The sequence below is a fragment of the Paenibacillus sp. TY11 genome (genome assembly GCF_059772165.1).
Genome location: NZ_JCBAIQ010000016.1, coordinates 26,451 through 39,164 on the forward strand (window position 1 = coordinate 26,451; position 12,714 = coordinate 39,164).

Annotated in this window: 13 protein-coding genes; 6 read left to right on the forward strand and 7 right to left on the reverse strand. The window is 46.9% G+C overall.

All coding sequences use genetic code 11. The features are described 5' to 3' along the window. Positions 1–16: 16 nt before the first annotated feature. On the reverse strand, positions 17–355 hold the full coding sequence (locus AC6EJC_RS17600) for a L,D-transpeptidase (protein ID WP_444955086.1): 339 nt from the start codon (positions 353–355) through the stop codon (positions 17–19). 82 nt (positions 356–437) lie between these two features. After that, positions 438–1,535: a ribosome small subunit-dependent GTPase A gene (rsgA, locus tag AC6EJC_RS17605; RefSeq protein ID WP_444955087.1), complete on the reverse strand. Its 1,098-nt coding sequence runs from the start codon at positions 1,533–1,535 to the stop codon at positions 438–440. Between the two features lie 124 nt (positions 1,536–1,659). Between rsgA and AC6EJC_RS17610 the strand changes: the two genes are divergently transcribed. Then, entirely contained in the window at positions 1,660–1,929 is a 270-nt protein-coding gene (locus tag AC6EJC_RS17610; RefSeq protein ID WP_444955088.1) for a hypothetical protein, read from the forward strand. Between the two features lie 18 nt (positions 1,930–1,947). Here the strand turns inward: AC6EJC_RS17610 and AC6EJC_RS17615 are convergent, their stop codons facing one another. Further along, positions 1,948–2,544, reverse strand: coding sequence for a DUF2087 domain-containing protein (locus AC6EJC_RS17615; protein WP_444955089.1), 597 nt, complete (start codon positions 2,542–2,544; stop codon positions 1,948–1,950). A 296-nt stretch (positions 2,545–2,840) separates the two neighbouring features. On the opposite strand from AC6EJC_RS17615, the gene AC6EJC_RS17620 reads away from it, so the two are divergent. The 3 genes from AC6EJC_RS17620 to AC6EJC_RS17630 all read left to right on the forward strand — a co-directional run bounded on the left by AC6EJC_RS17620 (position 2,841) and on the right by AC6EJC_RS17630 (position 4,992). After that, a complete protein-coding gene (locus tag AC6EJC_RS17620; RefSeq protein ID WP_444955090.1) occupies positions 2,841–3,812 on the forward strand; it encodes a YpdA family putative bacillithiol disulfide reductase in 972 nt (323 codons plus the stop codon). A gap of 22 nt (positions 3,813–3,834) precedes the next feature. Then, positions 3,835–4,278, forward strand: coding sequence for a DUF441 domain-containing protein (locus AC6EJC_RS17625; RefSeq protein WP_029517055.1), 444 nt, complete (start codon positions 3,835–3,837; stop codon positions 4,276–4,278). Between the two features lie 201 nt (positions 4,279–4,479). Next, positions 4,480–4,992, forward strand: a complete 513-nt coding sequence (locus tag AC6EJC_RS17630) for an ADP-heptose synthase (protein ID WP_444955091.1) — start codon at positions 4,480–4,482, stop codon at positions 4,990–4,992. A gap of 133 nt (positions 4,993–5,125) precedes the next feature. Here AC6EJC_RS17630 and AC6EJC_RS17635 read toward each other — a convergent pair whose 3' ends face one another. Beyond that, positions 5,126–5,428, reverse strand: a complete 303-nt coding sequence (locus tag AC6EJC_RS17635; RefSeq protein ID WP_444955092.1) for a HesB/YadR/YfhF family protein — start codon at positions 5,426–5,428, stop codon at positions 5,126–5,128. A gap of 584 nt (positions 5,429–6,012) precedes the next feature. Between AC6EJC_RS17635 and AC6EJC_RS17640 the strand changes: the two genes are divergently transcribed. After that, the gene (locus AC6EJC_RS17640; RefSeq protein WP_444955093.1) at positions 6,013–7,770 is read left to right on the forward strand and encodes an ABC transporter ATP-binding protein; all 1,758 of its coding nucleotides are present in this window, start codon (positions 6,013–6,015) and stop codon (positions 7,768–7,770) included. Then, a complete protein-coding gene (locus AC6EJC_RS17645; protein WP_444955094.1) occupies positions 7,770–9,854 on the forward strand; it encodes an ABC transporter ATP-binding protein in 2,085 nt (694 codons plus the stop codon). Before AC6EJC_RS17640 ends, AC6EJC_RS17645 begins: the two co-directional genes overlap by 1 nt. Positions 9,855–9,978: 124 nt before the next feature. Here the strand turns inward: AC6EJC_RS17645 and AC6EJC_RS17650 are convergent, their stop codons facing one another. The 3 genes from AC6EJC_RS17650 to AC6EJC_RS17660 all read right to left on the reverse strand — a co-directional run bounded on the left by AC6EJC_RS17650 (position 9,979) and on the right by AC6EJC_RS17660 (position 12,684). Further along, positions 9,979–10,947, reverse strand: a complete 969-nt coding sequence (locus AC6EJC_RS17650) for an S-layer homology domain-containing protein (RefSeq protein WP_444955095.1) — start codon at positions 10,945–10,947, stop codon at positions 9,979–9,981. A gap of 106 nt (positions 10,948–11,053) precedes the next feature. Next, the gene (locus AC6EJC_RS17655) at positions 11,054–11,770 is read right to left on the reverse strand and encodes a hypothetical protein (RefSeq protein WP_444955096.1); all 717 of its coding nucleotides are present in this window, start codon (positions 11,768–11,770) and stop codon (positions 11,054–11,056) included. Further along, positions 11,767–12,684: an ATP-binding cassette domain-containing protein gene (locus AC6EJC_RS17660; RefSeq protein ID WP_444955097.1), complete on the reverse strand. Its 918-nt coding sequence runs from the start codon at positions 12,682–12,684 to the stop codon at positions 11,767–11,769. The genes AC6EJC_RS17655 and AC6EJC_RS17660 overlap by 4 nt, the downstream gene beginning before the upstream one ends. Positions 12,685–12,714 lie beyond the last annotated feature (30 nt).

Sequence of the window (12,714 nt, forward strand, 5' to 3'; positions counted from 1 at the left end):
CTATGTCGTCTAGCCGCTATGGCTGTATCGTGACCGGTGTGCCTATACTTACCTTCTCGTGAAGCTCCAGCACATCCTTATTCTGCATTCGAATGCAGCCATGTGACACCATCTTGCCAATGGACCATGGTTCGTTGGTGCCGTGAATGCCATAATGCGGCTTGGACAGCCCCATCCAGAACGCTCCGAAAGGGCCGCCGGGATTGGGCTGTTTGTTAATAATCGTAAATTGCCCATGCGGTGTCTGTGTAGCCAACTTACCAATACCGACTGGATAACTAAGAACGATCTGACTTCCATCTTTTAAATATAAACGACGATCCGATAAATCCACCACAATGCTGTAGTTCGGCATATTTTCACCCCTTTACACCATATGCCGACTACAACTTAGATTTTCTTATATTTTTACAAATGATGTTTCATTGCAGCTCGGCTTACCACTCCACATCACGTCGCCAGCCGCTTCGCTGATCCCTACGGCCCGGGGTTGTGCTTGAACGGCTATCCTTTCTGCGCCGGTCTGCTTCCTTGCGCGCCTGATATTCCAGTTCTCGCTGCATCTTGCGATAATTGTTAACCCTGGATTCCGACATTTCCCCCCTCTGTATAGCTTCCTCCACTGCACATCCAGCTTCGCCCTTATGCTTGCAATCAGCAAAACGACATTTCTGTGCCATTTCCGTAATATCGGCAAACGTATGAGCGACACCCGTAGAATCATCCCACAGGTTAAGCTCACGCATACCGGGTGTGTCCAGTAGAACAGCTTGCTTTGCGATGGGAAAAAGCTGTCGGTGAGTGGTCGTATGCCTGCCCCGGCTGTCTTCCTCCCTCACATCCTGCGTCAGTTGAACTTCAGCCCCAGAGAGCCAGTTCACTATCGTTGATTTGCCACTACCGGAAGAACCTGTTAAGGCAACCGTACAGCCAGGTTGAAGAAACGCCTCCAGTTGCTCTCTACCTTCGTTCTGCAAAGCAGAAATAACGATAACAGGCACACCGGGGGCAACCCCCTCCGCTTCTGCGATCCGCTCTTCGACATCGTCACAAAGGTCACTCTTACTCAACACGACAACCGGGTTTACCCCGCTATTCCAAGCCATAATTAAATACCGTTCCAGTCTGCGCATATTAAAATCATGATTCAGCGCATTAACAAGGAAAAGGGTATCCACATTTGTCGCGATCAGCTGCTCCTTCGTCTCAAAGCCCGCGGCCTGCCTAGATATTCGACTTTTGCGTGGCAAGACGGCATGAATTACTGCATCCGACACTTCATCCGGCGTGGTGATTGCCAGCCAGTCCCCTACAGCCGGCATTTCCGCCGGATCTACAATAGCATGCCGCAGCTTACCAGAAGCGGCTCCCCAGCGTTCTCCATCCATCGTAATAAGCTTCACCTTTTGTCCATAATCGGCAATCAAGCGGGCAGGACGTACCTGTGTATTTCCTACTCGTTCCTCAAAGCTTTGCTTCCATTGGTCCCAAAAACCGTTCCAGTAATCAGACCAACCGTATTCATGTATACTCATTGTTTTCCTCCTGAAATCATCGTGTAATTTTTTGATTGTAATGTGATTTGATAGTGTACATTTTTCTCCCCGCAAGCAAACAACGCAAAAAATCCGCAGGGAACCCCCTGCGGAGGGTATAGCTATGGCCGATAACAAGAAGCCTAACCATAAAAAATCCGCAGGGAATCACTCCCTGCGGATTTCGTTGGTTCTACTTTCCAACCAACTGCTAAGCCAAGACTATATATCTATACAGTCTTTAACCGTGCATTGTCCGTACGGGAGACAAGTCATTCTGCTGCTGAACCCATCCATTCATGTTCGTACGCATATAACATCGCCTCCTCCTAAAATTTCCTTTATCATACAAGTCCATCAATTGTCTGTCAAGGATGATGCGAAACTTTTTTAAAATCTTTGCAAGTTTCGTTTAACGCACCTGATCCCAGCGCGTCCACATCTCACGCGGGTTCAATTCGTACATTTCGCGTTCTCTGTACATAAACTGATGCATAATCAGCTCACGCCGAATCGTCGCAAAATCCTCATGGTATTGCTTGATCCACTCGTTTAGTTCACGTTCAGGATACATGCGGCCTGGCTCCAGCTTTTCTGCCAGCATCTGAAGTACGATCAATTTTTTCTTATACTGTGCAGGGATTTGGCGCAACTTGCCGTCCTTCGCAAAAAAATTGCGTAATACCGTCGTCTCCAGCGTCTCATTCAGCTCTGACATCTCTTCCTCTCCCTCTCCTTTTTCGAAAATAAAACGCACCGTCGCCTCGGCATGCTGCCGGATCAGCTCTGGATTCAGTGTAAAATACACCGTATTTTTATCCCGTCGTTCCTTAATTAACCCAGCCTCACGGAGTTTGGAAGCATGATGCGTAACAGTCGGTTGGGATAAATTCAGCTTTTTCGCCAAAGCTTGACCATGCATCTCCCCACGGGACAAAAGGAGTAATATACGCATACGCGTCGGATCAGCAAGCGCTTTATGATAATTGACCATTTTATCCAGTTGCATCGTTATTGCACCTCTTTTCACTACTACATACTTGCTGTGCAAGCGAATTCAATCACACTAAATAGATATGCATCTAATTATATGTTTGCTAAAATTATCTGTCAATCCTCCCTTTCCATCATCTCTTTCTGAAAACGGCTGGATATTGTGTACGCATTACGGTAGGATTATTATTTGAAAACTTCTCACATACCCGAGCAATTTGTATCAATCCAAAGAGCAGTTTTTAATCATCAAAATAATGCTAACCCTACAAAACTGGTGTAATAAACCAATACAACTGGAGGTTCTTCCAAATGCACGACGTAATCATTATTGGTGGCGGACCTTGCGGACTATCCGCTGCAATCGAATGCAGCCGCAGAGGTTTGCAAACCGTCATTATTGAAAAAAGCAACATCGTTCACTCCATTTTTCTGTATCCGACGAACATGCAGTTTTTCAGCACCGCCGAACTACTGGAAATCGGTGATGTTCCGTTCAGCACCCCTAATGATAAGCCTTTTCGTCATGAAGCACTGGCGTACTATCGTAAAGTAGCAACACACTATAACCTGAACATTCAGCATTATGAGGAGGCCCAGTCCATTCAACGCCAGGATGACGGTACATTTACCGTACATACCCTGAGCAAACGGGAAATAACCAAAACGTATTCGTCACGCTATGTCGTAGTGGCTACAGGATATTTTGATCATCCGAACTATTTGGGCATTCCCGGGGAACAATTGGATAAAGTCACTCACTATTTCAGCGAAGCCCATCCCTATACAGGAACCCGGGTCGCAGTCATCGGTGGCAGTAACTCTGCGGTAGATGCCGCGATGGAATTGGTACGGGTCGGGGCTACGATTGATATGGTATATCGTCGAACCGAGTTGTCCCAATACATCAAGCCGTGGGTTCGTCCACTGTTCGACAGTATGGTACAAAAAGGGAAGATCACGCTGCACTTAGGCGCACGCATTACCGAAATTCATCCAGACCATGTCGTAGTCACTCCGCTGGATACAGAAGCATTCCGGCTCGAAAATGATTTTGTGTTGGCATTGACCGGATTTCACCCGGAACGAAAACTACTGGAGTCTGTCGGCGTCCACATGGCTGAGGATCTGGACAAACCAGAATTTAATCCTTCCACGATGGAAACTAACATACCAGGTATATATGTCGCCGGGGTAATCGCTTCAGGCAGCAATGCCAATGAAGTGTTTATTGAAACAGGTCGCTGGCACGGGCGTCAAATCGCCGAACATATCCAAAGCTAAATGAACGAAGGAGAACATCTGTATGGATTACAGCTCACTTATCTTACTGGTACTGGCTGGTCTTGGAATTGTCAGTGGCAACTCTACCGTGACTATTGCCATGGTTGTATTACTGCTGCTGCGGGTAACCAGCTTTCATACTGCTTTTCCCTGGCTTGAAAAGTATGGCCTGACGATCGGAATTATTATTTTGACGATTGGGGTCATGACCCCGCTAGCCAGCGGTAAAATCAGCATCAATCAGGTAATGGAGTCCTTCCTGCACTGGAAATCGCTGCTCGCGATTGGTATAGGGATTCTGGTAGCCTATCTTGGCGGCCGCGGAGTAACTCTGATGTCTGGACAGCCCATTATTGTGACAGGTCTACTGATCGGGACTGTTATTGGCGTTGCCTTCTTTAAAGGAGTTCCTGTTGGACCTCTGATTGCTGCCGGACTGCTCTCTCTGTTAATCGGCCGCTCCTAAATTCCTTGGCTTATCCTTTTGTTGGCGCCAGCAAATACTATTGATAAAAAGCGTATTTGTCCAGCGCCAGACATAGGATTGAAAAGAGCCGTCCAACAAATATACGAATGAATGATAGCAATCTGCATGTCAGGCTGAATTCAGTCCCGCTTTGTGTTATACTCTTATCGCATAATTTGGTAAATGCAGGAGGCTTGACCGATGTCTCGACAATTTGTAACGGAAGCTGTAATGGTGGCTATATACGGCCAGCTGCTTACATCTCCCGCCCCTGTGGAATATATAGTGCCTTATACATCACTGCTAGAGCTATACGAATTCCAGGATAGCACGGAGCCTCTCATGGATAATCCTATGGACGATCAACATGTGAAGCGAAAGGTAAGCGAGCTGATCAGTTATTTTGAAGAACCGTTGAATCAGAAAAAAATTCGGCGTTCCCTTCAGATGCCTTGGGCCAAAAGCTTGCCTATTCTATTCGACGCCAATACATCACTCATTGTCATTAATGCTGTTGATACGGCGCATTACGGAGAATATTTTGATCCGATTGAGACCGAACTGGTGTTGACAGCTCAGCGTGAAGCATTACCCATTTTGACTGATCAATTGGACTGGATCCACCGCATTATTGAAGCTTCCGTACCTGTACATGTGTACGACATTGATGATTTTGATTTTGCAGTCGATGGTCCGATGCTTAACAACCCTTAACATACGGCATCCCCGCCTTAACCACAATAAAGCGGCGGAGCATCATGTGCAGGTTCATCTCCTGTAACACGATACTCCGCCGCTTTTCATGTCCATAAACAACTACTTGCACGCTATTTTTAACGTTGGAGCATTAAGCTTGTCCATCCTCAACATAGGTGTAAATAATGTCGTCATGTTCCTCCAAATATTTAACTTCCAGATGATGGCCCTTCAGATACCAATAATCCTGGTCCTCCATATAAAACGTAATGCCAGCCGCTTCATGCTGTAATACGGGGTGCTGCGGAGGCTCTACGGCAATTCCCAGAGAAAAGCCTGGATGCAACCCGCCGCCAGAACTATAGCGAACAAAAAAACGGATCGAATCTCCGCGATTCAAACCAAGCTCCTTAATGTACCACTGTGCCGCAGGTTCAGTTACCTGTATGCTCATGCGTTATGCTCATCTCCTTGTACAATGACGTCCTGCCAACTATATCATAGCATCTTTTATAATGACCACCAACCGTTCCAGCCAAGCGGGCTTCTTGGACAAGTCATATACATTTATTTGAAAAAGGTTTGACAATTCGCAAAAAAGGGTGATAAGATTCAACCATACGAGATCCATTTTGAAATTTATTACCAATTCGAACGGTTACTCATGTTAGAATGAACCCATTTTGAGGAAGAAAGGAGTGTTACCGGTGCTAAAATTTCCTATTGCATTTCACCCATATCTACAAACACAACAACTTCATACCGGAGCATCTCCACTGTTGCATCCTTCAGAATTGGGCCATTCACGTTGTATGGTTTAATACGAGTGGCTGCCTGCGTTTAAGCAGTTTTTCAGTGGTGAGTGTGCTGAAAATACCTGCGCGCCATATGATATTGAGATTTAAGGCATATCGTCTGCGGACGGTATGCCTTTTTTGCGCCTGCTGCCGGATGAAGCTCAAGGCAACAGCCGCTGTTGTTTTTTCAAAATGGTACACAACTCTCGAATGAGCTTGTCATGAAAGGATGGGATTCCTCTTGTTTTCGGTACTCAAAAATTTAAGTTGGTTTTTTAAAAGAGAACGAAGCCGATACTCCATTGGATTGTTTATGCTGATAGCCGTTGGTATTGTGGAGCTGGCTCCTCCTCGGCTGCTAGGTAGCGCCATTGATGAGATCGTGCGCGGTACGATTTCCTGGTCCTCCCTTTGGCGTTACATTTTTCTTATCTTAGGCCTTCTCGCCGTCATCTACTACGTTACGTACATATGGATGCACAAGCTGTTTGGTGGTGCTAATCTGGTGGAGCGCCTACTGCGCACACGCTTTATGAATCATCTGCTGCGGATGACCCCTCCATTTTTTGAACGCAATCGCACTGGCGATCTGATGGCTCGTGCCACGAACGATCTTCGCTCTGTAGCTAGTACAGCGGGCTTCGGCATGCTAACACTAACAGACTCTACGGTCTATCTGAGCGTTGTACTGGTTGCCATGGGCACCCTAATCAGTTGGAAATTGACACTGGCAGCTATCCTGCCCCTTCCTTTTATCGCGCTGGCAATGAGCATTTACGGTAAAGCCGTTCACGAGCGTTACACACTGGCACAAGATGCATTTGGTGATATGAACGATCAGGTGTTGGAGTCGGTGGCAGGTATACGGGTCATTCGCGCCTACGTGCAAGAGCGAATGGACGAAAAGCGTTTCGCTGATATTACCGATGATGTATTTCGTAAAAATCTGGCTGTCGCCCGGATGGATGCTCTCTTTGAACCGACGATTCGCTTATGCGTAGGACTTAGCTACGTCATCGGACTCGGTTATGGTATTTATCTGGTATTTCATAACGATATCACGCTAGGCGAACTGGTATCCTTTAACATGTATCTAGGAATGATGATTTGGCCGATGTTTGCCATTGGCGAGCTGATTAACATTATGCAGCGCGGTAGCGCTTCCCTGGACCGGGTTAATGAAACTCTCGATGTCCAGCCAGACGTTCAGGATGCAGCTCTACCTGTTCCAGTTGACCGCCCCGAATCCATCAGGATGAAAGACGTTACCTTCCGTTATCCTACCTCCACTATTGACAATCTGTCACATGTGAATCTGGAGCTAAAACGCGGAGAAACGCTAGGCGTCGTCGGTCGAACAGGCAGTGGGAAATCCACTCTACTCAAACAGCTACTGCATGAATATCCGACGGGCAGCGGTGATATTTTAATCTCCGGCACACGCCTGGAGGACATTGCAGTGGAACAATTACACAGCTGGATCGGCTACGTGCCGCAAGAGCAAATTTTGTTTTCCAAATCGGTGCGCGAGAACATTCAGTTCGGGAAACCTCGTGCAGATGATGACGACATCATGGAAGCTATACGTACTGCTGCCTTTGACCAGGATTTGGGTACCCTGTCCGATGGGCTGGATACACTGGTCGGAGAAAAAGGCATCGCCCTGTCAGGTGGCCAGAAGCAGCGTGTTTCGCTGGCACGCGCCTTTATCGGTGATCCGGATATTCTAGTGCTTGACGATGCACTATCTGCAGTAGATGCCCGGACGGAAGCACGGATTATTGACAATATCCGACGTAAGCGCTCGGGTAAAACAACCTTGATCTCCACCCACCGCCTCTCGGCTGTAGAACATGCAGACCGGATCGTCGTGCTGGAGCAAGGACGTATTATTGAGGAAGGAACCCATAGCGAGCTGCTTCAGGCTGACGGATGGTACCGGCAACAGTATGAACGGCAACAAGTGGAATCTGATCTGACCTCAGGGGAGGTATCCTAATGAAACCCAATATCGGCAAAAGGCTATTCCAGTACGCGCTGACGAGCAAAGCGGGTTTTATCGCCGCTCTCATCGCATTGGCTATCGGAGTAGCCGCCGAGCTGGCCGGTCCCTTCATCGCCAAAACGATGATCGACGACCATATGCTCGCTATTGAAAAACCATTTTATGAAACGACTAGTGTGGACGGCACTGTAAGTTATGCTGGAACCCACTTTAAGCGTGAAGATCGCTTTGAGGCCGGGGAGGCCAAAGGTCGCGAAGCGAGGATTTTACAAGTTGGGAAATCTTTCGTATTTGTCGATGGCTCGGTCCAAGTGGCTGACGGTAACCGCTCCTTTACGAACGGAACGCTGACCGTGACACGCGGTTCCGATACCTTTCGCTATGAAGCCAAGGCTCTGACAGCTGATGAGCTGTATAGCTTTTACAAACCGGAAATGCCCGGCATCTTTCAGCTGATTGGCTGGTATTGCTTCTTCTTGGTCATTTCGATTTTTGCTGAGTTCGGCAAAACATACTGGCTACAATCCTCGGCGAACAAGGTCATTCAAAAGCTTCGGCTTGATCTCTACGCGCACATCCAGCGGTTGCCAGTTTACTTTTTTGATAACTTGCCCGCAGGCAAGGTCGTATCCCGTGTTACGAATGACACTGAGGCAGTCAAAGATTTGTTTGTGGCTGTGCTCTCGAATTTCACTTCAGGGATTGTGACGATGGCAGGAGTATATGTTGCACTCTTTTTGCTGGACTTCAGACTGGGTCTTATCTCTCTGTTTATTGTACCGCTGCTGATCTTGTGGATTGTATTGTACCGCAAGGTCGCCACTCGTTATAATACGATCATTCGATCCAGACTCAGTGAGATTAATGCGATTATCAATGAATCTATTCAGGGGATGTCCATTATTCGCGTATTCCGGCACCAGAAACAAACGCAGCAAGAGTTTGAAGAACTGAATGATGACTATATGAAGCATCAGAATAAAATGCTGAATTTGAACGCCTTCACTTCACACAATTTAGTCAACGTGCTGAGAAATCTCGCCTTTGCCGTCGTGTTGTGGTATTTCGGATCTGAGGCGCTCGGCACTACAGGTAGTGCTGTATCACTAGGTGTATTGTATGCCTTCGTCGATGTGCTGGGAAGACTGTTCCAGCCTATGACGGGTATGGTCAACCAACTCGCCGTACTGGATACTTCCATCGTATCCTCAGGACGCGTATTTGAGTTGATGGACGAAACTGGAGAGCCAGTAACGGACGGCACTATGCCGCGCTACAAAGGCCAGGTAGAGTTTAACGACGTTTCCTTTGCCTACAAAAAGGATGATGTGCTTAAACATATTTCCTTTACAGCACAGCCCGGCCAAACCGTTGCCCTTGTCGGACATACCGGATCAGGTAAAAGTTCGATTATCAACCTGCTATTCCGGTTCTATGATCCGCAAAAAGGAACGATCACCATTGACGGGACATCTGTCAAAGACATTCCTAAACAATGGCTTCGCCATCATATGGGTATTGTTCTTCAAGATCCATATTTGTTCACAGGTACGGTAGCCTCCAATGTCAGTCTAGGAGACAGCCGAATCACGAGAGAACAGGTGAATAAAGCGCTGCATGACGTTGGAGCCGACAAACTGCTGGCCCATTTGCCGCAAGGATTTGATGAGCCCGTTATTGAAAAAGGCAGTACCTTATCAGCCGGGCAACGCCAGCTTATTTCCTTCGCTCGTGCACTAGCCTTTGATCCTGCAATTTTAATTCTGGATGAAGCTACAGCCAATATTGACACCGAAACGGAAGCGCTCATCCAATCCGCTCTCGAGGTACTCAAGAAGGGACGTACGACCTTTATCATTGCCCACCGGTTGTCCACCATTCGCAGTGCGGACCAAATTTTGGTGCTGCATCGAGGTGAAATTGTTGAACGGGGTAGTCATGACGAGCTTATGGCCCAAGGCGGTCGTTACTTCCAAATGTATCAGCTCCAGTCGGGAACGGTTGCAACAGAACCTTCTTCATCCTCTGCTACACCTCCTGCGCAAGATGGCTTGCTTACAGGCAAAGTCAGCATTTAAAGCTCGAATAGCCGTATTGCTTGGGGCTAACGATTAACATTTTGCATTAAAAAACCAGCAAGTCTCCTATACACATTGGAGACTTGCTGGTTTTATTTTTATATAGGACATGTGGCTTGTAATTTTATTTAGCTACAGATGTGCTTGTTCCTGTGGGCGGAAGCACTGTTCCATCTACCGCTTTGAGCGTAATCTTATACTTGCTGTCTACCAATGTACTTGTGTGGGTATCCGTAATGACCTGAATGTTCATTTCCCCCGGCTTTGGACTAGTCAACTTGTAGTAAATTACTGCATTCGTATTATCTACGTAGTCAATGTGATCCACTTCAATACCGTAACCTGGATTAGGTGCCTGCAAACGGGTGATTGTCACTTTGTTCTGCTGGTCATTCGCCTTCTCTATACTCATACTAATACCGTTTTGTTGAACCGGATCTGCAGGCTCAGCCGGATTTTCAGGAGTGGCTTCAACTGGTTTATGATTTTGCACAAATTCGGATGCATTATAGACCATTTCCGCTGCCTCCATCCGCGTTACTTTACGATCCGGATTAAAGTTGCTCTGTTCGTCCAATTTTGCAATTTTGGTCAACAGTAGGAATTGAACCGCTTCGCTTGATTCTTGGTCCAGTTTCTTGCCATCCGCTACATTAATGTACATACGGACGGTTGGATATTCTCCAGTTGCACTCACTGCTTTATACAGAATATTCGCGAATTGTTCTCTTGTCATACGGGTGCTCGGATCAATATCCGGTGACAAAGGGATTTGGTGTTGGGCTGCAATCCGATAGGACTGGGCATACCATGCGGAAGCCGGAATGTTTGCAAAGGAACCCGTTGTGAAATCAGGCATAACCTTAAGATCCATCGCACGAACAACCAAGTGTACTCCTTGTGCATACGTGAGTGTTTGATCTGGTGCAAACTTATCCTTGGTTATTCCTTGAATAATTCCTTTGCCCTGAAGCGAGTTTACGATCTTCTCCTGTTCAGCTCCCTTTATATCACGAAAAGCAGAAGCCGACGTAGCCACTGCCAATGAGCAGACGACAAGCAGGGCAGCTGTCACGCTTTTATTTTTTTTCATGAGATACACCTCCATGTTTCTTTGCTTCTATACTTACCGACGCAATAGAATCATCAAATGTTTCAAATATGCACAAATTGGTTGCAAAACAGCGGAATACCTGCGATTAGTGTAACCCGTCTAGCTCTTTTCTGCTCACAATCTTTATGTATGCACCTATCATTACAAAAGCATACACCGCGGGAAGCAGCAACGCCCAAATAACATCTTCCGTATGCATCTGATCCTGGTTCATCATTGCATTTACTATAAGATGCGCAGGGGGAAGAATCCATATCATCCAATGAACTCCGACGGGAAGCAACTCCGTCAGACGCGGTCCGGCAAGCGATGCAGTGAGCGCGATGATAACCAATGACAGGCTACGATTCATCTTCACTATAAAAATTCGCTGGCAAAATAGCGATAAGGACAACCCTAGTAATGCAAGCGATAAATGACCTGTAACACCAACGATCCATTGCAGCGTAGAAGGTACATGCTCAAACATTTTGAAAACTACCGGGTAAATCACTGCAACACCTGTCATAAAAACAAGCAGTATATACGCAGCTATTAACTCAGCGCTAAAATATATCCAGTGACGTCGAGTATGCTGAACTGATAGCTGCTTTTGTACCGGATGCTCGTGGTTCAATAGACTGATTCCCAGCCATGCGGAAGCAAAAAACAATAAAAGGGCAGTAACACTATAGCTGTCGGCTATAGTGCTGGGCTTGTAAGAATAGATCAGCATCATGGCAAATAAATAGATTACAACAGGCGGTACATAACGTCGTGAACGCGTATAGCTTTGCAATACGTAACGGATCGCAAAAATCATAAGGTCGTTCCCTCCCCCTCGCGTCCCCGACTTACAACAGCATTGGAAGCATCAGTTATATCATTGGACCACTTCGCGTCCTGATGTACGGAAACAATAGAGGCTCCTGACTGAATCAACTTCATCAACAGCCGATCTCCCGCCTCCTTCTCTACAGCCAAACGAATACGATCATGATGATTATCGACCATCCACTCCGTCTGCTCACTAGAGAGCAAGCTCTCTACCTCCGACGCCGAGATCCCTGTGCATACAATCTGTTGTATTGTGCGCAGTACATAATGCGGGTCGTATTGTGCCACAAGGCGCCCACACTCCAGAACAAGCACCTGCTGCGCTGCCTGCTGTACAAGCTGTGGCTCATGAGTGGAGGCCAATACTGTGATGCCCTGTTCCCTTAAATCGCCCAGAAGCTGAATTATCGTAATTTGCGTGTCCTCATCCACGCCACCAAGTGGCTCATCCAGCAACAATAACTCCGGTCTTCCCAAAAGTGCCTGTGCCAGGTTAACCTTTTGCAGCATCCCTTTGGAAAAACCACGCATGTCACGATCAGCGGCATGTATTAATGCAAATTGCTCCAGCCGAAAATCAATTTCTCGCCTCAATTCGTCCCGCTGCATCCCCTGCATGAAGCCCATATGCTGTAAATACTGCCGTGGTGTAAAATTCAGCTGCGGCAGCCGATCAGGCGCATAACCAATGGTTATCAAAGATTCTGGTCGCCATTCGATACTGCCAGAGCTGGGTCGCAGCAATCCCGCCAACAAAAGCAGCAGTGTGCTTTTGCCGGAAGCGTTTTTACCTACAATCGTAATCAAATTTCCCTGCTCAATAGCAAAAGTAACGTTATCCAAGGCTGCTACATTCTTGTATCGTTTACTTACATTACGCATTGTTGCAAGAATACTCACTTGTATCTCGCTCCCCTTTATTCGCTTTGT

Coding starts and splice junctions, on each gene's coding strand:
- AC6EJC_RS17650 (WP_444955095.1), bottom strand. CDS start 10,947: ATGAAAAAAAATAAAAGCGTGACAGCTGCCCTGCTTGTCGTCTGCTCA.
- AC6EJC_RS17655 (WP_444955096.1), bottom strand. CDS start 11,770: ATGATTTTTGCGATCCGTTACGTATTGCAAAGCTATACGCGTTCACGA.
- AC6EJC_RS17615 (WP_444955089.1), bottom strand. CDS start 2,544: ATGCAACTGGATAAAATGGTCAATTATCATAAAGCGCTTGCTGATCCG.
- AC6EJC_RS17630 (WP_444955091.1), top strand. CDS start 4,480: ATGTCTCGACAATTTGTAACGGAAGCTGTAATGGTGGCTATATACGGC.
- AC6EJC_RS17635 (WP_444955092.1), bottom strand. CDS start 5,428: ATGAGCATACAGGTAACTGAACCTGCGGCACAGTGGTACATTAAGGAG.
- rsgA (WP_444955087.1), bottom strand. CDS start 1,535: ATGAGTATACATGAATACGGTTGGTCTGATTACTGGAACGGTTTTTGG.
- AC6EJC_RS17600 (WP_444955086.1), bottom strand. CDS start 355: ATGCCGAACTACAGCATTGTGGTGGATTTATCGGATCGTCGTTTATAT.
- AC6EJC_RS17610 (WP_444955088.1), top strand. CDS start 1,660: ATGGCCGATAACAAGAAGCCTAACCATAAAAAATCCGCAGGGAATCAC.
- AC6EJC_RS17625 (WP_029517055.1), top strand. CDS start 3,835: ATGGATTACAGCTCACTTATCTTACTGGTACTGGCTGGTCTTGGAATT.
- AC6EJC_RS17645 (WP_444955094.1), top strand. CDS start 7,770: ATGAAACCCAATATCGGCAAAAGGCTATTCCAGTACGCGCTGACGAGC.
- AC6EJC_RS17620 (WP_444955090.1), top strand. CDS start 2,841: ATGCACGACGTAATCATTATTGGTGGCGGACCTTGCGGACTATCCGCT.